General features: G+C 69.6%; 21 protein-coding genes and 1 pseudogene. 5 read left to right on the forward strand and 17 right to left on the reverse strand.

Going from position 1 to position 19,881, the window contains the following annotated elements:
* A pseudogene (locus VH969_RS07385) lies at positions 1-112 on the reverse strand (MaoC family dehydratase); the annotation flags it as partial.
* Positions 113-424: 312 nt separating this feature from the next.
* Here VH969_RS07385 and VH969_RS07390 point away from each other — a divergent pair.
* On the forward strand, positions 425-1,501 hold the full coding sequence (locus VH969_RS07390) for a magnesium and cobalt transport protein CorA (protein WP_331972445.1): 1,077 nt from the start codon (positions 425-427) through the stop codon (positions 1,499-1,501).
* 318 nt (positions 1,502-1,819) lie between these two features.
* Here VH969_RS07390 and VH969_RS07395 read toward each other — a convergent pair whose 3' ends face one another.
* From VH969_RS07395 to eccB, 3 genes are all read right to left on the reverse strand, one after another.
* Positions 1,820-2,917, reverse strand: a complete 1,098-nt coding sequence (locus VH969_RS07395) for a WXG100 family type VII secretion target (protein ID WP_331972448.1) — start codon at positions 2,915-2,917, stop codon at positions 1,820-1,822.
* 10 nt (positions 2,918-2,927) lie between these two features.
* Positions 2,928-3,236, reverse strand: coding sequence for a hypothetical protein (locus VH969_RS07400; RefSeq protein WP_331972451.1), 309 nt, complete (start codon positions 3,234-3,236; stop codon positions 2,928-2,930).
* An 85-nt stretch (positions 3,237-3,321) separates the two neighbouring features.
* Positions 3,322-4,959 (reverse strand): type VII secretion protein EccB, encoded by a 1,638-nt coding sequence (eccB, locus tag VH969_RS07405; RefSeq protein WP_331972454.1) that lies wholly within the window; start codon positions 4,957-4,959, stop codon positions 3,322-3,324.
* 358 nt (positions 4,960-5,317) lie between these two features.
* Here eccB and eccE point away from each other — a divergent pair, with 358 nt between their 5' ends.
* The 4 genes from eccE (at position 5,318) to VH969_RS07425 (ending at position 10,887) form a co-directional block, all read left to right on the forward strand.
* On the forward strand, positions 5,318-6,562 hold the full coding sequence (eccE, locus tag VH969_RS07410) for a type VII secretion protein EccE (protein ID WP_331972457.1): 1,245 nt from the start codon (positions 5,318-5,320) through the stop codon (positions 6,560-6,562).
* Positions 6,559-7,284: a hypothetical protein gene (locus tag VH969_RS07415; protein WP_331972460.1), complete on the forward strand. Its 726-nt coding sequence runs from the start codon at positions 6,559-6,561 to the stop codon at positions 7,282-7,284. Before eccE ends, VH969_RS07415 begins: the two co-directional genes overlap by 4 nt.
* A 176-nt stretch (positions 7,285-7,460) precedes the next feature.
* Positions 7,461-9,023: a S8 family peptidase gene (locus VH969_RS07420; RefSeq protein WP_331972463.1), complete on the forward strand. Its 1,563-nt coding sequence runs from the start codon at positions 7,461-7,463 to the stop codon at positions 9,021-9,023.
* 286 nt (positions 9,024-9,309) lie between these two features.
* Positions 9,310-10,887 (forward strand): S8 family peptidase, encoded by a 1,578-nt coding sequence (locus VH969_RS07425; RefSeq protein WP_331972466.1) that lies wholly within the window; start codon positions 9,310-9,312, stop codon positions 10,885-10,887.
* Positions 10,888-11,287: 400 nt separating this feature from the next.
* Here the strand turns inward: VH969_RS07425 and truA are convergent, their stop codons facing one another.
* The 13 genes from truA to secY form a co-directional block, all read right to left on the reverse strand.
* Complete coding sequence (truA, locus tag VH969_RS07430; protein WP_414638435.1) at positions 11,288-12,145, reverse strand: tRNA pseudouridine(38-40) synthase TruA; 858 nt, start codon at positions 12,143-12,145, stop codon at positions 11,288-11,290.
* A 23-nt stretch (positions 12,146-12,168) separates the two neighbouring features.
* The gene (rplQ, locus tag VH969_RS07435) at positions 12,169-12,891 is read right to left on the reverse strand and encodes a 50S ribosomal protein L17, sunset domain variant (RefSeq protein WP_414638434.1); all 723 of its coding nucleotides are present in this window, start codon (positions 12,889-12,891) and stop codon (positions 12,169-12,171) included.
* Positions 12,891-13,949 (reverse strand): DNA-directed RNA polymerase subunit alpha, encoded by a 1,059-nt coding sequence (locus VH969_RS07440; protein ID WP_331972469.1) that lies wholly within the window; start codon positions 13,947-13,949, stop codon positions 12,891-12,893. Before VH969_RS07440 ends, rplQ begins: the two co-directional genes overlap by 1 nt.
* A gap of 78 nt (positions 13,950-14,027) precedes the next feature.
* Complete coding sequence (gene rpsD / locus VH969_RS07445; protein ID WP_331972472.1) at positions 14,028-14,633, reverse strand: 30S ribosomal protein S4; 606 nt, start codon at positions 14,631-14,633, stop codon at positions 14,028-14,030.
* Between the two features lie 22 nt (positions 14,634-14,655).
* Complete coding sequence (rpsK, locus tag VH969_RS07450; protein WP_331972475.1) at positions 14,656-15,063, reverse strand: 30S ribosomal protein S11; 408 nt, start codon at positions 15,061-15,063, stop codon at positions 14,656-14,658.
* A gap of 216 nt (positions 15,064-15,279) precedes the next feature.
* Positions 15,280-15,660, reverse strand: a complete 381-nt coding sequence (gene rpsM / locus VH969_RS07455) for a 30S ribosomal protein S13 (protein ID WP_331972478.1) — start codon at positions 15,658-15,660, stop codon at positions 15,280-15,282.
* A 148-nt stretch (positions 15,661-15,808) separates the two neighbouring features.
* On the reverse strand, positions 15,809-15,922 hold the full coding sequence (gene rpmJ, locus VH969_RS07460; protein WP_010148647.1) for a 50S ribosomal protein L36: 114 nt from the start codon (positions 15,920-15,922) through the stop codon (positions 15,809-15,811).
* A 19-nt stretch (positions 15,923-15,941) separates the two neighbouring features.
* Complete coding sequence (gene infA, locus VH969_RS07465; RefSeq protein WP_005166804.1) at positions 15,942-16,163, reverse strand: translation initiation factor IF-1; 222 nt, start codon at positions 16,161-16,163, stop codon at positions 15,942-15,944.
* Positions 16,164-16,304: 141 nt separating this feature from the next.
* The gene (locus VH969_RS07470) at positions 16,305-16,505 is read right to left on the reverse strand and encodes a DUF6186 family protein (RefSeq protein ID WP_331972519.1); all 201 of its coding nucleotides are present in this window, start codon (positions 16,503-16,505) and stop codon (positions 16,305-16,307) included.
* Positions 16,493-17,074: a hypothetical protein gene (locus tag VH969_RS07475; RefSeq protein ID WP_331972522.1), complete on the reverse strand. Its 582-nt coding sequence runs from the start codon at positions 17,072-17,074 to the stop codon at positions 16,493-16,495. Before VH969_RS07475 ends, VH969_RS07470 begins: the two co-directional genes overlap by 13 nt.
* Before the next feature lie 118 nt (positions 17,075-17,192).
* Entirely contained in the window at positions 17,193-17,960 is a 768-nt protein-coding gene (gene map, locus VH969_RS07480; protein WP_331972577.1) for a type I methionyl aminopeptidase, read from the reverse strand.
* Positions 17,961-18,016: 56 nt separating this feature from the next.
* Positions 18,017-18,571: an adenylate kinase gene (locus VH969_RS07485; RefSeq protein ID WP_331972525.1), complete on the reverse strand. Its 555-nt coding sequence runs from the start codon at positions 18,569-18,571 to the stop codon at positions 18,017-18,019.
* Complete coding sequence (secY, locus tag VH969_RS07490; protein ID WP_331972528.1) at positions 18,568-19,869, reverse strand: preprotein translocase subunit SecY; 1,302 nt, start codon at positions 19,867-19,869, stop codon at positions 18,568-18,570. The genes VH969_RS07485 and secY overlap by 4 nt, the downstream gene beginning before the upstream one ends.
* Positions 19,870-19,881: the final 12 nt, after the last annotated feature.

The raw sequence follows: 19,881 nt of genomic DNA on the forward strand, positions 1-19,881 counted from the left end.
TCATCGTGAGCAGGCAGAACAGGTGGTCGTCGTACTCGGTGACCGTCTTGCCCGGCCAGTGCTTGTAGACCGCGCCGACCTCGAACTCCTCGTAGTAGCGACCGAACTGCACCGTCTGCCCTCCGCGTCTGGCCCGCTCCCGGCCCGTACCGTCCGAACTCGGGGCAGTCTGCCAGGTGGAGTATTGTGGACAACCGGTGTGTGAATGATCCCGCACCCTGTACCCGAGGAGGTGAGGACGCGTGAGCGACCCGCATAACGCCGGCGACGCAGTTGGTAGCAGTACGACCCGCGTCCTCGCCGAGAGGGCTCGCCGGTAGGTAGAGGCAGGCCCGCGTTTCCGGCCGGACGCTCCGGCGCCGGATGACTCTGGCGCGTCGTGACCAGACATGCCCTGCTGTCTGTCTCCCGCTGGAGGACACACATGCCTGCGATTCCCTCGCTCGGCGGCCTCCGGGGGCGGTCGAACCGCCGTCCGGACGCCACCACCGACTCCCGGAAGGCCGCGCACGTCATCGACTGCGCGGTCTACGTCGACGGCGAGCGCCTGCCCGGCCACTGGACGCACTCCGAGGCGATCGCCGAGGTGCGCAGGCGGCGCGCGGGTTTCGTGTGGATCGGGCTGTTCGAGCCCGACGAGGAGCAGATCCAAGGCGTGGCCGAGACGTTCGGCCTGCACGAGCTGGCGGTCGAGGACGCGGTCCACGCGCACCAGCGGCCCAAGCTGGACCGGTACGAGGAGACCTTGTTCATGGTCCTCAAGACGGTCCGCTACATCGAGCACGAGTCGCCCACGACGGCCAACGAGATCGTCGAGACAGGCGAGATCATGGCGTTCCTGGGCAAGGACTTCATCGTCACCGTCCGGCACGGCAAGCACTCCGAGCTCTCCGGGCTGCGCCACGACCTCGAGTGCGAGCCGGACCGGCTGTGCGGCGGCCCGGCTGCCGTCCTGCACGGCATCGCCGACCGCGTCGTGGACTCCTACCTGGCGGTCAGCGAGTCGTTCGAGCAGGACATCGACGTGATCGAGGCCGCGGTATTCGCGCCGCGCAGCCCGATCGGCGCCGAGCAGATGTACCTGATGAAGCGGGAGATCCTCGAGCTGCGCCGCGCCGTGATGCCGCTGGCCGTCCCGCTGCGCCGGCTCGCCGAGGGCTACACCCCGCTCGTCCCCGAGCACGTCCGCTCGTACTTCCGCGACGTCGACGACCACCTGACGACCGTGTCGGAGCGGGTGGCGAGCTTCGACGAGCTGCTGACGACCCTGGTGGACGCCACCCTCGCGAAGATCTCGCTGCAGCAGAACACCGACATGCGCAAGATCACCGCGTGGGCCGCGATCATCGCGGTGCCGACGATGGTGGTCGGCGTCGAGGGGATGAACTTCGACTACATGCCCGAGCTGCACTGGCGGTTCGGGTACCCGCTGGTGATGCTCGTGATCGTCACCGCGTGCCTGATCCTCTACCGGATCTTCCGCCGGAACCGATGGCTGTAGCTGGGCAGCTCGCTCGGGGCTGCCCAGCGCCCATCACCAGGTAAACCTGCCAAACCCTGTTGAGGGAGGTTCCATCGTGACCCGGCTCATCACCAACCCGCGCTTCTGGGTGCTCGCCTTCGTACTCACCTGGCTCGTCCTGATCACCGTCCTGATCGCGCTGGGACCGTCGGCGGCCCCGGACGCGTCCCACTAGCGCGAGTCTGGGGCCGACCAAACGCGACCTCAGGGGACCGTGACGAAACCCGGCCACAGGTACGCGCCAGACCGCACCATTCGCTGGCACGCGACCAACACTTTTGATCCCGGGGAGGCGGACTAGTCGTCGTCGCCGATCACCGGGGACGAGGCCTTCTCCGGCTTGCCGAAGATGTCCTGCGGGTCGCCCATGAGACGCGTCCGCGGCTTGTGGTCGCCGCCCGAGCCCTGGCCCATCATGCCCATCATCGGGGCCATCGGCATCATGCCGCCGTAGCCCCGGCCGCCCGCCGGCTTGGCGTCGGTCGCCGCGACGGCGGCCGTCGACTCCGGCTTGGGGACCGGGGCCTGCTCGGTCGCGACCGCGGAGCCGCCGGGTGGCATCGCGCCGCCCACACCGCTCAGGCTGCTGCCCCCACCGCCACCGAGGCCACCCAGACCACCACCGCCGGCGCCCGCGAGGTCCGCGCCCGCCGTGTCGGTCTTCGGGTCCGCCGGCGGCTTCCCGTCCACGGCGCCCGGCGCCTTCGGCGACTCGAAGGACCAGTTGTCCTCCGGGAACGTGTGCGCCATCTTGATCTGCTGGAACGCCTCGGAACCGTCGATGCCCTGGCACATCTGCACGAACGCCTCGAGCACCTGGCGCACGGCCTCGAACAGCTCCTTGGTCGGCCGGCGCATCGCGTCCAGATAGGTCCGCGTGCGGTCGTCGCCTTGCACCGGCATGACCATCGCCTGCGAGGCCGTCTCCGCGGTCTCCGCCAGTACGCCGCCCATCTGCTCGACGATCTCGCGGATGCCCTCCGCCGTCGTGTCGAGGACCTCGGCCAGCGCGAGCATCGCGTCGGACAGGTCGTGGCCGGCCAGCCCGATCTTCTGCATGTAGTCGATGAAGGACGTCGCCGCCGCGCCGTCCCAGGCCGCGTCCAGCTTGCCGAGCGGCTTGCCCAGCGCGTCGGTGATCACGGCCGTGCCGTTGCCGACCTGCCGCCAGCGCCCGGCCTCGGCCTCCATGTCGCTCCACCGGCCGACCACCGGTGCGAAGTACTCCTCGACCGGGTCGGGCACGCCGAGGTCCCGCGCGAGCTTGGACAGGTAGTCGAAGTGGCCGGCGTGCCGGCCCGCGACCTCTGCGCCGTCGGGGCCGCCGGACGTCGTCTCCGGAGCCGGCGCGGGAGCCCGCTGGTCCACGGCCGGCTTCTCGTCCGCGATGTACACGACGGCCTCCTCAGCTCTGCCGGTGGATGGTGGACGCGCTGAACTCGTCGGAGTCGACGTACTTCGCGGTGACCTGCTCGAGTCCGGTCGACGCGGACTGCAGCGCCTCGACCGCCCTGGTCAGCTGGTCGTGCAGCTTCCCGGAGACCGAGGAGTAGGCCTCGGTCACGCCCAGGGTCCGGCCGAGCTCACCGAACGACTCGTCGGTCAGCGGAGCCGTGGCCATGATCTCCACGCCCTCGCTGAGCTCGTCCGCGCTGTTGCCGGCCAACTGGCCATAGCCGCCGACCCACTCGGGGTCGAACTTGATCCCGTCCACGGGCACACCTCTCGGCTGACGGCAGGGACGTCGGTGCTCCGACGATAGGCGAGCCGATCAGGTTCCCGTACCGCCGGAAGTCGGGCTAGTTGCCACCCGCCTGGCCGCCGCCGTTCGGATCCTGCGACTTGGTCGGGTACTCGCCGGGCTCGATGGGCACCGTGTCGTAGCTCTGCTCGACGTCCTTCGGATCGAGCGACGCGCCGTTGGGCAGCAGGTCCAGGATCGACAGCGGCGCGGGCACCTGGTTGCTCAGGCCGAGCACCGCCGCGGTGTTCGGATCCGGCACCCCGTACTTCACGCCCCGGTCGGACACCAGCACGATCGGCCCGCTGTTGAAGTCCTCCTTGGACGTGGCCTGGCGGACCACCGCGCCGCGCCCCGGCGGCATGTAGAAGTGGTCGATCCGGAGGTTGGACGAGCCCGGGGTGGAGATGTCGACCCATTTCGGGTCGCCCGCCTCGTTGACCGGGATGCCCGGCACGGCATTGCCGACGTGCACCGACGTGCGCTCCTCCCCGTTCTTGCCGGAGCCGGTCACCTCCCAGCCGAGGCACGCGACCGGGAAGCTGGACCGCTGCAGCACCTCGGTCTGCTCCGCGGGGAACGTGGAGTCGTCGATGCGGCCCTTCAGCACGTTGCTGCCCTGGATGACGTCGGCCGGCAGCTCCTCGATGCCCTCGGTGACCTCCTTGCGGTACCGGATCAGGTCGCCGGTGCTCCTCTTGATCTGCTGGATGCCGTCCCGGAGGACCACGTAGAACACCGGCGCCTTGCCGGTCGGCCGCACGCTGAACACCGAGCCGACCTTCAGGTCCGGCGGCGCGACCTTGGGCTTGGGGTCATCGCCGAAGCCCTCGATGTTCGGTGGCTTCAGCTCCGCCTTCTCCGGAATGGCGTTGAGCAGGCCGGTACTGATGGTGCGGGGCTCGGCGGTCTCGAGCTGCAGTGCCGCAACGATGTTCGGCTGCGACATGTCGACCTTGGCACGCAGGGTGCTCGCGATCGGCTCGTTCGCCGTCTCCGGTTTCCGGTACACCAGGTAGACGTCTTTGTTCTCCGACTCCACGAGCAGCGACTGGTTGGTCTTCAGCTCCGGCCCGAGGTCCTTGACGCCGGCGATGACGCTCGTCTGCACCTCGTCCCCGGCCGCGGCCTCGGTGTTGCCCTCCTTCGGGAGGTACTGGTCGCAGACCGTCCACCGCGAGTCGATGCGCTGGTCGCTGCTGGGCAGCAGGTCGGGCCCGTCCGGGATGCCGACCTTGCGGTCGCGCGGGATCTGGTCGCGCAGCTCGTTGTCGTCGACGACGGTCGGTCCGACGACGGACGGCGCGGCCCCGTTGGGGGCGGCGGCGGTCTGCTTGCCCGAGTCGTCGTCGTCGAGTGTCTGCGCGTAGAGCAGCAGCCGGGCCGAGGCCAGGTTGAAGACCGGGATGAGCCGCTTGGTCGGCTTCGTCAGCAGCACGTACACCTGGCCGGACGGCTTGCCGATGACGATGCCGTCCTTGCTCGGGACGGTCGGCTTCGGCGACAGGATGCCCCAGATGAGGAACCCCAGAAGGCCGAGTGCCGCCAGGCACACGCCGACGATCGTCGCCCGACTGTGCGTGCGCATCGGGTCGTGCAGCATCACCGCGTCCTTGCGGACCAGTGCTGACTGCATCCGGCGCAGCACGAAGCGATACGCCTGAACCTGGGACTTGGTTGTCGGTGTCGATGGCATTCGTGCCTCTACAGCTCCCCGCTCGCGGTACCGTTCCGCAGGATAGACCCACGGGGTTCGGTTGGATGTTGGTTCTCCACAACCGGCACAATCGATCAGCCGGGAGCACACCAGCGAGGGGAAGATCGAGCGGATGTCGGTGAGCAACCCACCACGGCAGGGCAGGACGCCACCGCCGGGGCAGCCGCCGAGACCGCCGGGCCGCGGAGGCGGTCAGGGCGGCAGCGGGCCGCACGGGCCCGGTGGACCAAGAGGACCAGGTGGACCAGGCGGGCCGGGGGGCCCCGGCGGACCGGGTGGGCCAAGCGGGCCGTCGACGCCGCCCGGTGGCCAACCGCGCCCACCCCAGCCACCGCGCATGCCGGTGTCCGCACGCCGCCGCACGACCGGGGCGAGCCTGGGTGCGCTGCCGGTGGCGAACATCGTGGTGCTGGAGATCGCGTTCGCGATCGGCCTGGTGCTGCTCACCATCCAGAACACGATGGCCACGCTGTACGTCGCGGGCACCATCGTGTTCATCGGCCTGCTCGTGGCGGCGATCCGCTGGCGCGGGCGCTGGTTCACCCAGTGGATCAAGCTGACGCTCAAGTACGCGTTCCGCTCGCACACCCGGGTCAGCCGGCCGACCACGCCGGTCAGCATCGACAGCCTCGCCGACGAGGAGGGCACGCAGGTCACCGGCCCGGACGACCCGCGGGTCAGCCTGCTGCGCCTGGCCGTGCCGGACCTCGTCGTCGCGCACGGCACCGACCACGAGCGCCGCCCGGTCGGCCTGGCCTGGCACGAGGGCACGTGGACCGCGGTGCTCCTCGTCGACCCGGCCCCGGCCCTGGTCAGCCAGGTCGGCAGCTCGCCGAACCTGCCGCTGGGCGCGCTCGCCCCGTGCCTGGAGGACCGCGGCGTGGTGCTCGACGCCATCCAGGTCATCTGGCACTGCTACCCGGGCAGCGCCGCGCTGCCGGCGAACTCCCCCGCGCTCGCGTCCTACATGGAGGTGCTCGGCCCGCTGCCGGCCGCCGCGCGGCGGACCACGTGGGTCGCCGTCCGGCTCGACCCGCGCCGCTGCCCCGCCGCGGTGCGCGAGCGCGGTGGCGGCGTGCTCGGCGCGCACCGGGCACTGATCGGCGCGCTGTCCCGGGTCCGCAACGCGCTCGAGTCCCGTGGCGTGACCACCCGCCCGCTCGACCCGGACGAGCTGCTGAAGGCCGGCATCTCGGCCGCCGAGCTCACCGCGGTCGCCGGCTCCAACCAGCGGGTCGGGCTGCGGGAGCGGTGGACCGGCGTGACCGCGGCCGGCGTCGGGCACGCGAGCTACGCGATCACCGGCTGGTCGCGCGGCAAGGCCGCGCAGAGCCTGAACGCACTTACCGGCGTGCGCGCGCTGTCCTCGACCGTGGCCGTGTCGATCTCGCCGGGCAGCGAGGACAACCAGGTCGGCATGCGTGGCCTGGTCCGGGTCAGCGCCCGCACCCCGGGCGAGCTCGAGTACGCCGACGGGCGCCTGTCCACGATCTCCGACCGGGTCGGCATCACGCTCACCCCGCTGCGCGGCCTGCAGGTCGCGGGCCTCGCCGCGACGCTGCCGTTGGGAGGCCGGGCATGAGTTCCAGCAGGTTGATGGACACGCAGAGCGGGACCGGCCTGTCCCAGGAGTTCCTGGTGCCGCCCGCGATGCTCGACGCGGTCAGCCCGAGCGGCGACCGCGGCGGCATGATGCTCGGCTCGGGCATGCAGGGCGAGCCGCTGACGATCTCCGCGCTGCGGCCGGCACCGACCCGGATCGTGCTCGTCGGCGGGCTGTACATGGCCCGGCAGGTGGCGCTGCGGGCGATGGCCGTCGGTGCGTGGGTGGTCGTCGCGACCGGCCGGCCCGACGCGTGGCACGTGCTGCAGAAGGCGGCCGGCACCGGCGCCGACGGCCGGCCCGCGCCGCTCGTGCAGATCCGGCGGCTGACGCCGGTCGAGCTGCCCCGCCCGTCGGAGGACGGCCCGCTGATGGTCGTGCACGACGGCGGGCCGACCCCGCAGGAGCTGTTCCCGCCGCGCTCGCCGTGGCAGACCACCGTCTACGTGCTGCCGTACATGCACCCGCAGGCCGGGGCCACCGCGAACGCGGCCGACCTCGTGCTGCTGCAGCGGCTGCCGGTGGGCCAGGCACAGCTGGCCTCGCGCATCTGGCGGCTGCCGCCGCCGATGGTGCACCAGCTGACGAACCTCGCGGACGACCAGGTGGTCGCGCTCGGTCGCAACCTGTGGAAGCCGCTGCGACTCGTGACCACGCAGAAGGAGCAGGCGATCCTCGGCCCGGTCCGCCGCGGCGACTGACGCGCCCGACTCCTTCCCACGCGCGAATTTGTTGGTGGTTCCCGACTTTCGTCGGATCCCGCCGTGTCCGGTGTGGACGACCATAGGCCCGTCCGCGTCGCGGACGGGAAATCCACTCAGCACCTCCGGTGCCGTCGAGGGCACGGCACCGGTGGTGTCCCTGCATGAGGAGAACCATGGAACAGTCACGTCGCAGGGTGCTCACGCGCCTGGCCGTGTTCGGCACCGCGGCGGCCGCCGCGGTCGCCGCCGCGGTCATGGCCACCGCGCCCGCGGGCGCGGCCGAGGGCCAGGTGCTCGGCGCCGGTTCGGCGAACGCCATCGACGGCAGCTACATCGTCAAGTTCAAGGACGGGGTCACCGCCGCGGCCGACACCACGGCGATCAAGTACCACGGCACGATCGAGCGGACCTTCTCCGCGGCGCTGCACGGCTTCTCGGCGAAGATGAGCGAGCAGGACGCCAAGTACCTCGCGGCGGACCCGGCGGTCGAGTTCGTGCAGCAGAACCAGACGGTGAAGCTGGTCGCCGACCAGCCGAACCCGCCGTCCTGGGGCCAGGACCGCGTGGACCAGCGTGACCTCCCGCTGGACAACAACTACTCGTACGCGACGACCGCGGGCAACGTGCACGCGTACGTCATCGACACCGGCATCGAGACCACGCACCCCGAGTTCGGCGGCCGCGCGACGTCCGGCTTCGACGCGGTGGACAACGACAACGACGCGACCGACTGCCACGGGCACGGCACCCACGTGTCCGGCACCATCGGCGGCTCGACGTTCGGCCTCGCCAAGGAGGTCCAGCTCGTCGCCGTGCGCGTGCTGAGCTGCAGCGGGTCGGGCACGACCGAGCAGGTCGTCGCCGGCATCGACTGGGTCACGCAGAACGCCGTCAAGCCGGCCGTGGCGAACATGAGCCTGGGCGGCGGCGCGGACGCGGCCATCGACTCGGCCGTGCAGGCGTCGATCGCCTCCGGCGTGACGTACGCGATCGCGTCCGGCAACTCCAGCGCCGACGCGTGCGGGTTCTCCCCTGCCCGGGTGCCCGAGGCGATCACGGTCAACGCGACCGACATCAACGACGCGCAGGCGTCCTTCTCGAACTTCGGCACCTGCACCGACATCTACGCCCCGGGCGTGGACATCACCTCGAGCTGGCTGAACGGCGGCACGAACACGATCAGCGGCACGTCGATGGCCACTCCGCACGTGGCCGGCGCGGCGGCGCTGTACCTGGCCGACCACCCGGACGCGGCACCCGCCGACGTGGCCACCGCGCTCACCGGCAACGCGACGCCGGACAAGGTCACCGGGGTGGGCGCCGGCTCGCCGAACAAGCTGCTGTTCACCGGCGCGGGCGGCACCCCGCCGCCGCCTCCGCCGCCGACCGGGTGCGAGGCCGTGGCCAACTCGACCCGGGTCGCCATTCCGGACGCCGGCAACGCGGTGACCAGCACGACCGAGATCACCGGGTGCGACGGCAACGCGTCGAACGCCGCCAAGATCACCGTGGACATCACCCACACCTACCGGGGCGACCTGGTGATCGACCTGGTCTCGCCGAGCGGCAAGAGCTACCGGCTGAAGGACTCGAGCGGTGACCCCGCGGACGACGTCAACGAGACCTACACGGTCGACCTCGGCAGCGAGGCCGCCAACGGCACGTGGACGCTGAGCGTGCGGGACGTGTTCTCCATCGACACCGGCACCCTGAACGGCTGGACGCTCGACCTGTAGATCCACCCGGCACGCACCGGCCGCCCCCGCCGTCCCGGCGGGGGCGGTCTCGTGTGTACGGGACGTGGCGAACGGCCGAACTTGATGAGCCGGGCGGTCGAACTTCTTCCCACGAACTCCCATAACGTTCATAAGTCGCAGAGCGAACACGGCCGGTTCTCTTGCGTCACCACCTGTATCCGGGCGAGTGTTGAAGTGTCCGCTTGCGGACAAATCACTCTCCATCCACAGCCGACACCCCAACGAGGGCTGGGGCCGGTTGTGCCCTGCGAAAAGGAGACAGGTCATGGACAAGTCCCGCGTGGTCTCGATGAGACGCGTCCTCGGGGCTTCGCTCGCCGCGGCGACCGCCGCCGCGCTGAGCGTTTCGATCGGGGCCACGACCGCACAGGCAGCCGAGGGCAACGTGCTCTACGCCGGCTCGGCGGACGCCATCAAGGACAGTTATGTCGTCGTGTTCAAGGACTCGGCGATGTCCACCGCGGGCGTCAAGGACCAGGTGGCCAGCAAGGCCGCGCAGTACGCAAGCAAGGTGGACTACACGTACACGGCCGCACTGCACGGCTTCGCCGGCACGATGAGCGCGCAGGCCGCGCGCAAGCTGGCGGCCGACCCGGCCGTCGCGTACGTGCAGCAGAACCGCACCGTCCACATCGCGACGGACCAGCCGAACCCGCCGTCCTGGGGTCAGGACCGGGTCGACCAGCGTGATCTGCCGCTGAACAACAACTACTCGTACTCGACGACCGCGAGCAACGTCACCGCGTACGTGATCGACACCGGCATCCGCACCACACACCAGGAGTTCGGTGGCCGGGCGACGTGGGGCACCAACACCACCGGGGACGGCAACAACACCGACTGCAACGGGCACGGCACACACGTGTCCGGCACGATCGGCGGCGCCACGTACGGTCTCGCGAAGGCCGTGCACCTGGTCGCGGTCAAGGTGCTGAACTGCGCGGGCTCCGGCTCGTTCGCGGGCGTTGCGGCCGGCATCGACTGGGTCACCCAGAACCACGCCTCCGGCCCGGCCGTGGCGAACATGAGCCTGGGCGCGCAGGGTTCGGACGCGGCGACCGAGAACGCCGTGCGCAACTCGATCGCCGACGGTGTCGTGTACGGCATCGCGGCCGGCAACTCCAACGCCGACGCGTGCAACTTCACGCCGGCGCGGGTCGCCGAGGCGATCACCGTGAACGCGTCCACCATCTCCGACGCGCGAGCCTCGTTCTCGAACTTCGGTTCCTGCACCGACATCTTCGCGCCGGGTCAGGACATCACGTCGTCGTGGAACACCAACGACACCGCCAGCAACACGATCAGCGGTACGTCGATGGCCACCCCGCACGTGGTGGGTGCCGCGGCGCTGTACCTGGCCGACCACCCGACCGCGACGCCGGCCGACGTGCAGGCCGCGATGAAGGCGAACGCCACCCCGAACAAGATCGGCAACCCGGGCACCGGCTCGCCGAACCTGTTGCTGTTCACCGGTTCCGGTGGCACCACGCCGCCGGACGGCTGCAACGCGGTCGCCAACCGTGACCGCGTGAACATCGCCGACAACTCGACGGTCAGCAGCCCGCTCGCGGTCACCGGCTGCACGGGCAACGCGAGCGCGTCGTCCACCATCGAGGTGCACATCAAGCACACCTGGATCGGTGACCTGGTCGTCGACCTCGTCGCGCCGGACGGCAGCGTCTACAACCTGCACAACCGCGCGGGCGGCAGCACGGACAACATCGACCAGACCTACACCCGCAACCTGTCGAGCGAGGCCGCCAACGGCACGTGGACCCTCCGGGTCCGCGACGCGGCGACCTTCGACACCGGCTACATCGAGAGCTGGTCGCTGGACGTCTGATCCGAGCTTCGGCTTGGTCTGACCGGGAGTCATTGAGCGGGCGCGTTCCCCCGGACGCGCCCGCTCTCTGGCTGCCCGCCATGGGCCGGTTCCGTCGGTGGCCGCCGGTAGCGTGGAAATCGGGGGACCCCCGGGGGGTTTGTCCACAAGTCGCCGCCCTGTCCACAGATTCGCCCGCGCCACCCGGAATTGTCAGCCGTCGCCACTACGCTGGAAATCGGGGGGACCCCGCGCGGCTTGTCCACAGGTCGCAGGGCTATCCACAGACCCGCGAGCGCCAACCGGAATGGTCGGCCATCGTTGGTAGCGTGGAAATCAGGGGGACCCCCGGTGACTATCCACAACTCACGAAGCTGTCCACAGATTCGGCGCTGTGCGCCGGGATCGTCAGGGCCCGTCGTTACGCTGGATTCCGGGGGCCAGCGGCCGTCCCCGTCACAGGCGGAGTGCTTGCCGTGCGGAGGTTTCTCGTCAGCTCCGCCCTGGCGGCCAGCTGGTCGTCCGGTGGGTAGTCGACCTGGGTCAGGGTCAGGCCGTGGGCTGGAGCGACCGTCACCGAGCTGGCGCGGGTGTCCGTGCGCAGCAAGCCGGCCGGCCACTCGACCGGCTTTCTGCCCTCCCCCACCGCCAGCAACGCACCTACCAGGCTGCGGACCATCGAGTGGCAGAACGCGTCCGCCGACACCGATGCGGCCAGCACGCCGGACGCGTCGCGGGTCCAGCCGAGGCGCTGCAGCTCGCGGATCGTCGTCGCGCCCTCGCGGCGCTTGCAGAACGCGGCGAAGTCGTGCTCTCCCAACAGGAGCGTGGCCGCCTCGTTCATGCGGGACTCGTCCAGCGCGCGCGGCCACGTGACGGTGTCCTTGCGGCGCAACGGGTCCGCCGCCCACTGACGATCACACACCCGATAGACGTAATGCCGGCGGACCGCGGAGAAGCGGGCGTCGAACGCGGCCGGCGCCGGGCGGATGTCCGGCACGCGGACGTCCGGCGGCAGGGCTCGGGCCAGGCGATCCCGGAAACCGGCCGGCAATCCGGCGACATCGCAGTGGGCGACCTGGCCTGTGGCGTGCACGCCGGCGTCGGTGCGGCCGGCCACCGTCAACCGGACGTCCTCGCGCAGGACCATCGACATGGTGTCCTCGAGGACACCGCACACCGTGCGGCGGGCCGGCTGGCGCGCCCAGCCGGAGAAGTCCGTGCCGTCGTACGAAATATCCAGCCGGAAGCGGACGAGCCCGCCACCCCCGGTGGGGATGGCGGGCTCGTCGCGAGCAGAGCTCAGGACTCGTCCTCCGGTGACGACGGCTTGGCGAAGCCCGCCTTCTCCGCGTCTTCCTCGGTCTTGAACCAGACCTCGGCAACCGTGCGGTCGTAGTACTCGCTGTCCGGCATGTGGTACAGCATCGAGTCGGCGTTGCCCTTGATCGGGAAGCCGTCCGGCTCCGAGCCGTCCTCCAGCGCGGCGTGGCTGCCGGCGCCGTACGGGTGCTCCTCGTCGGACTCGCTCTCCTCGACGTCGACGTCAGCCGCGGTGTCCTCGGTGACGGTCTCGTCGGCCTTCGGCTCGTCCTTCTTCGGCGCGGACTTCTTCTCGTCCGCGGCGAACTTGGTCTTGCGCGCGGCCTCGGCCTCGGCGGTGACCGTCTTCTCCTGGACCAGCTCGATGATCGCCATCGGCGCGTTGTCACCCTTGCGCGGCAACGTCTTCACGATCCGCGTGTAGCCACCGTTGCGGTCGCCGTAGAACGGGCCGATCTCGGTGCAGAGGCGGTGCACGACCTCCTTGTCCCGGATCACGCGCATGATCATCCGGCGGTTGTGCAGGTCACCACGCTTTGCCTTGGTGATCAGCCGCTCGGCGAACGGGCGCAGCCGGCGCGCCTTGGCCTGGGTGGTGGTGATCCGGCCGTGCTGGAACAGCGATGTGGCGAGGTTCGCCAGCATCAGCCGCTCGTGGGCCGGGGAGCCGCCCAGGCGGGCGCCCTTGGTTGGCGTGGGCATTACAGCTGCTCCGTCTCCGCGTAGTCCTGGCCATCGTCGGTGCCGGCATCGCCACCGCTGACCGAGTCGGACCAACCCTCGCTCGCGTAGTCGGACGCGGCGGTGGTCGGGTCGAACCCGGGCGGGCTGTCCTTCAGCGCGAGGCCGAGGCCGACGAGCTTCATCTTGACCTCGTCGATCGACTTCGCACCGAAGTTCCGGATGTCCAGCAGGTCGGCCTCGCTGCGCGAGACGAGCTCACCCACGGTGTGGATGCCCTCGCGCTTGAGGCAGTTGTACGAACGCACGGTGAGGTCGAGGTCCTCGATCGGCATCGCGTAGGCGGCGATGGTGTCCGCCTCCTGCGGCGACGGGCCGATCTCGATCCCCTCGGCGTCCACGTTGAGCTCGCGGGCCAGGCCGAACAGCTCGACCAGCGTCTTGCCGGCCGACGCGACGGCGTCCCGCGGGGTGATCGAGGGCTTCGTCTCGACGTCGAGGATCAGGCGGTCGAAGTCGGTGCGCTGCTCGACACGCGTGGCCTCGACCTTGTAGGTCACCCGCAGCACCGGCGAGTAGATGGAGTCGACCGGGATCCGGCCGATCTCGGCGCCCGCCTGCTTGTTCTGCACCGCCGGCACGTAGCCGCGACCGCGCTCGACGACGAGCTCGATCTCCAGCTTGCCCTTGCCGTTCAGGGTGGCGATGTGCAGGTCGGGGTTGTGCACGGTGACACCGGCCGGCGGCACGATGTCGCCGGCGGTGACCTCACCGGGGCCCTGCTTGCGCAGGTACATGGTGACCGGCTCGTCCTCCTCGGAGCTGACCACGAGCTCCTTGAGGTTGAGGATGATGTCGGTGACGTCTTCCTTCACACCGGGAACGGTGGTGAACTCGTGCAGCACGCCGTCGATGCGGATGCTCGTCACGGATGCGCCCGGGATCGACGACAGCAACGTGCGCCGGAGCGAGTTGCCGAGGGTGTAGCCGAAGCCCGGCTCCAGCGGCTCGATGGTGAACCGGGAGCGCGTCTCGTTGACCGGCTCCTCGCCGAGCGAGGGCCGCTGAGAAATCAGCACTTTCTTTCCTTTCCTAGGGCGCCCGCCATATGACGCCGCTGGGACCGGGAGGCGGCACATCGCCGCCTCCCGGGTGAATCACTTCGAGTAGAACTCGACGATCAGCTGCTCCTGCACGGGCACGTCGATCTGTGCGCGCTCAGGCAGCTGGTGCACGAGGATTCGCAGGTTGTTCGGGACGACCTGCAGCCAGCCGGGAATCGGCCGGTCGCCGAAGGACTCCTTCGCCGCAACGAACGGCAGCGTGTTCAGCGACTTCGGCTTCACGTCGACGATGTCGAACTTCGACACCTGGTAGCTCGGGACGTTGACCTTCTTGCCGTTGACCGTGAAGTGGCCGTGGCTGACGAGCTGCCGGGCCTGCCGCCGCGTGCGGGCCAGGCCCGCGCGATACACGACGTTGTCCAGCCGGGACTCGAGCAGCTGCAGCAGCGCCTCACCGGTCTTGCCCTTGGTGCGCGCGGCCTGCTCGTAGTAGCGGCGGAACTGCTTCTCCAGCACGCCGTAGGTGTAGCGAGCCTTCTGCTTCTCCTGGAGCTGCAGGAGGTACTCGCTCTCCTTGATGCGGCCGCGGCCGTGCTGGCCGGGCGGGTAGGGACGGCGCTCGAAGGCACGGTCGCCGCCGACGAGGTCGACCTTGAGACGACGCGACTTGCGGGTCGCGGGGCCGGTGTAACGAGCCATGGTTCTCTACTCCTCCCCGCCCCTAGACCCGACGCCGCTTCGGCGGCCGGCAGCCGTTGTGCGGCTGCGGGGTGACGTCCTGGATGGTGCCGACCTCGAGGCCGGCCGCCTGCAGCGACCGGATCGCGGTCTCCCGGCCCGAGCCCGGGCCCTTCACGAACACGTCGACCTTGCGCATGCCGTGCTCGGCGGCCTTGCGGGCGGCGTTCTCGGCGGCCATCTGCGCCGCGAACGGGGTCGACTTGCGCGAACCCTTGAAGCCGACGTGGCCGCTGGACGCCCAGCTGATCACGTTGCCGTTGGGGTCGGTGATCGAGACGATCGTGTTGTTGAACGTGCTCTTGATGTGCGCGTGGCCGTGCGAGACGTTCTTCTTCTCCTTGCGCCGGACCTTCTTGACTCCGGCGCCCGTACGGGACTTCGGTGGCATCGCTGTGGAAATCTCCTGACTAACGCGAGGTCTGGGGTGCGACTGGGATCTCGGCTGCCTCGGCCTCGTCGGCACGCCGGATGCGCGTACCCGCATCCAGGTAGAGGTCGCGAAGCGCCTGCGGGCGAGCGCTGCGGGGCGCCACCTGCAAGGCCACGAACTGACGGTTGCGTCGCCGCTGCGGGACGACGGGTACCACGCTGCCGCGGCTCTTGGTCACTTCTTCCCAGCCTTCTTCTTGCCGGCCACGGTCTTCTTCGGGCCCTTGCGGGTGCGGGCGTTGGTCTTGGTCCGCTGACCGCGGACGGGCAGACCGCGGCGCCACCGCAGGCCTTCGTAGCAACCGATCTCGATCTTCCGGCGGATGTCCGCATTGACCTCGCGCCGCAGGTCACCCTCGACGCGGTAGTTGGCCTCGATGTGGTCGCGGAGCCTGGCCACGTCCTCGTCGGACAGGTCCTTGGCGCGCAGGTCCGGGCTGATGCCCGTCGCGTCCAGCAGCTCCTTCGAGCGGGTACGGCCGATGCCGTAGATGTAGGTCAGCGCGATCTCCATCCGCTTCTCGCGGGGGAGGTCGACGCCAGCAACTCGTGCCATGTCTCCTCTAGTTCGTCTTCTTCCAGGTCTGCTCCCCGACCGCCCCGGGTTGCTGTCCGGGCCCCGGCCTGGTCCGAGGGTGAACCGGGTCCGTATGACCCGGCAGGTGTGGGGAGGGCATCTTCATTTGTGCGTCTACTGCCAGTGCTCAGCCCTGACGCTGCTTGTGGCGCAGGTTCTCGCAGATCACCATGACCCGGCCATGCCGGCGGATCACCTTGCACTTGTCGCAGATCTTCTTGACGCTCGGCTGGACCTTCACGTCCTTCGTTCTCCTGGCCCTACTTGTAGCGGTAGACGATTCGGCCGCGGGACAGATCGTAGGGCGACAGCTCCACGACCACCCGGTCCTCGGGCAGGATGCGGATGTAGTGCTGCCGCATCTTGCCGCTGATGTGTGCGAGGACCTTGTGCCCGTTCTCCAACTCGACACGGAACATCGCGTTGGGGAGCGGCTCGACCACACGGCCTTCGACCTCGATGGCCCCGTCCTTCTTGCCCATGTCCTCCGCGTTTCGTGCTCTGCTTCATGATCGAACGCATACCGCCCTGCATGAACCCTGACGGGCGGTACGCATGACGGAAACCGGCGCAACAGGCTGCGCCACCGATCTAGTGTACGCACTCTTCGTGACGAGGAGAAATCAGCCCCCCGAAACGAAGAAGTGCCACCCGAACCACCACCACGTGAGCACCACGAGCACCAGCGCCGGCCGCTTGTGCATGGCCACCCGGAGCAGCCTGCCGACCGTCGGAATCCGTGCGCCGGACCGCCGACCCACCAGCTCCAGGACCACGAGACCCGCTCCGAGCAGGGCAAACACCGTGACTGTCAGCGCGTGCACGGCCGACTCCGCAGCATCAGGCGGGCGAGCAGGACGCCCGCGGCCAGCCAGACCGTGATCATCACCGTGCGCCCGGGATTGTGGACGAAGATCGGTTCGAGGACCGCACTCAACGTCGGATGGTCCGGGTTGGCTGTGTCGACATCACTCTGCTGGAGGAACGAGGTGAGCTCCCAGAGGCAGATCGCGACGCCCGTCACCGCCCAGGGCCACCAGGTGCCAGCGTTCGCGTGCTCTCCGTGACCACCTGTCGCGAGCGCCAGGTAGAGCATCGGCGGCCCGGTCACGGCGACGGCGATCGCGACGGGAAGCGTGCCCGGCCGCCACATCGCGACGAGCGCGCCGGCGGGGACGGCCAGGAGGGCGACCGAGGCGGGGACCTCCCGGGCGCGCGGCGGGCGGGGCTCGCGTATCTCGGCCACGGCCAGGGCGGCCGCGGTGGCCAGGAAGACGATGCCGTCGACCGCGGCGCCGCGGCCCAGATGGAAGCAGCCCGCCACTACGATGATCAGGAACGGCCTGGTCAGCCACCAGCGTCGGGTCGTGGTTCCCCGCTCCTCCTCCAGCACAAGGTCATTTTGCTCCTGACCTGTGGATCGCCGCGCTCGATTTGTCGGCGGCGCTCACTACGCTGGAAATCGGGGGCCGGCGGCCGCCGTCTGGGGCGTCTTGGCGGGTCCGCGCCGCTTACGGGGCGGTGAGGACCCAGGGGCCGTCTTCGGTGATCGCCACCGTGTGTTCCCAGTGCGCTGCCCTCGAGCCGTCCACGGTGACCACAGTCCAGCCGTCGTCCAGCTCTTCCGTGCGTTCGCCGCCCAGCGTGAGCATCGGCTCGATGGCTATCGCCATGCCGATCCGCAGCCTCGGGCCCTTGCCGGGCTTGCCGTAGTTCGGCAGGAACGGCTCCATGTGCATCGCCCGGCCGATGCCGTGGCCGCCGTACTCGCGGATGATGCCGTACTTGCGATGGTTCGCCCGCTCCGCCGCGTGGATCGCGTTCTCCACCGCGTGCGAGATGTCCGTCAGGCGGCCGTCGGGACGGACGGCTTCGATGCCGGCCTGCATGGCGGCCCGCGTCGCTTCCGACAGTGCCTGGTCCAGCGGGTTCGGGGCGCCCACGTGCACCGTGACCGCCGAGTCGCCGTGCCAGCCGTCCAGGATGGCGCCGCAGTCGACCGACAGTAGGTCGCCGTCCGCGAGGAGCTGGCTCGCGCTCGGGATGCCGTGCACGATCTGCTCGTTCACCGACGCGCAGATGCTCGCGGGAAAGCCGTGGTAGCCCTTGAAGCTCGGCACCGCGCCGGCATCCCGGATGGTCTGCTCGGCGATCTCGTCCAGCTCGGCCGTGTGCACGCCGGGGCGGACGGCCTCCGTGACGTTCTTGAGCGCGGACGCGACCACCAGGCCCGCCGCGCGCATGGCCTCGAGCTCGGCCGGGGCCTTCAGCTCGATCATCCTGCCCCGCCACGACTGCATGGACAGCCGCAGCGAGCCGAGCAGCCCACCGCGAGTCACGTCCGATCGCGGAGCGCGCTCAACACCCGATTGGTGATCTCCTCGACGTCGCCGACGCCGTCCACGGTGACCAGGATGTCCCGGTAGTAGTCCAGCAGCGGCGCGGTCTCCGCACGGTAGACACGCTGCCGGTTGCGGATGACGTCCTCGTTGTCGTCCGCGCGGCCACGGGCCAGCAGGCGCTGCACGACCACGTCCTCGTCGACCTGCAGCTGCACGACCGCGTCCAGCTTCTTGTCCGACTCGGCCAGCACCTTGCTCAGCACGTCGGCCTGGCCGACGTTGCGGGGGAAGCCGTCGAGCAGGAAGCCCCCGTCGGTGTCCGGCTCGGCGAGCCGCTCCTCGACGAGCTGGTTCGTGATCTCGTCCGGCACCAGGTCGCCGTCGTCGAGGTACTGCTTGACCCGCCTGCCGAGCTCCGTGCCGTCACCGATGTGCGCGCGGAACAGGTCCCCCGTCGAGATGTGCGGGATCGACAGCTTCTCGCTCAGCGCCGTCGCCTGGGTGCCCTTGCCCGCACCTGGCGGACCAACGAGAACGAGTCGCGTCACTTGAGGAACCCTTCGTAGTTGCGCTGCATCAGCTGGCTCTCGATCTGCTTGACGGTGTCCAGACCCACACCGACCATGATCAGCACAGCGGTACCGCCGAAGGGGAAGTTCTGGTTCTGGCCCGACCCGGTGAGGTCGAGGAAGAAGTTCGGCAGCACGGCGATGACACCGAGGTAGATCGACCCGGGCAGGGTGATCCGGCTCAGCACGAAGCTGAGGTACTCGGCCGTCGGCCGGCCCGGACGGATGCCCGGGATGAAGCCGCCGTACTTGCGCATGTCCTCGGCGCGCTCGTTCGGGTTGAACTGGATGCTGATGTAGAAGTACGTGAAGAAGATGATCAGCGCGAAGTACGTCGCGATGTGCACCCAGTCGGACTGGCTGGACAGGTGGTCCGCGACGAACCGGCTCCACCAGCTGTTCGTGTTGCCGGTGAGCCGGGTGATCAGGTCCGGCAGGTACAGCAGCGACGACGCGAAGATGATCGGGATGACGCCGGCCTGGTTGACCTTCATCGGCAGGTAGGTCGACGTGCCGCCGTACATGCGGCGGCCGACCATGCGCTTGGCGTACTGCACCGGGATGCGCCGCTGGCCCTGCTCGAGGAACACGACGCCGACGATGATCAGCAGGCCGAACGCGCAGACCACGGTGAAGATGAGGCCGCCGCCGTTGCGCAGGATGTTCGCGCCCTCGGCCGGGATGCGCGCCGCGATGTTGACGAACATCAGCAGCGACATGCCGTTGCCGATGCCGCGCTCGGTGATGAGCTCGCCGAACCACATGATGACGGCCGTGCCGGCGGTCATCGTGACGACGATCATCGCGAGGTTGAACGTGGTGTTCTGCGGGATGATCGGGTCCGGGCAGTCACCGAACAGCTGGCCGCGGTCGGCCATGGCGATGATGCCGGTCGACTGCAGGATCGCGAGGCCGACGGTCAGGTAACGCGTGTACTGCGTCAGCTTGGCCTGGCCGGACTGCCCTTCCTTGTGCAGCTGCTCGAAGCGTGGGATGACGACGCGCAGCAGCTGGATGATGATGCTCGCGGTGATGTAGGGCATGATGCCCAGCGCGAACACCGAAAGCTGCAGCAGCGCGCCGCCGCTGAACAGGTTCAGCAGCTGGTAGATGCTCTGGTCGTTGACACCCTGGATGCACTTCTGGACGTTCGGGTACGACACACCGGGGGACGGCAGCAGCGCGCCGACCCGGTAGATCGCGACGATCATCAGGGTGAAAAGGATCTTGCGGCGCAGGTCCGGCGTCGCGAGAGCCGAGCGGAAGGCGCTGAGCACGCAAGAACCTCC

The sequence above is a fragment of the Actinophytocola sp. genome (assembly GCF_036555685.1).
In the GTDB taxonomy this organism is placed as follows: Bacteria; Actinomycetota; Actinomycetes; order Mycobacteriales; family Pseudonocardiaceae; genus Actinophytocola.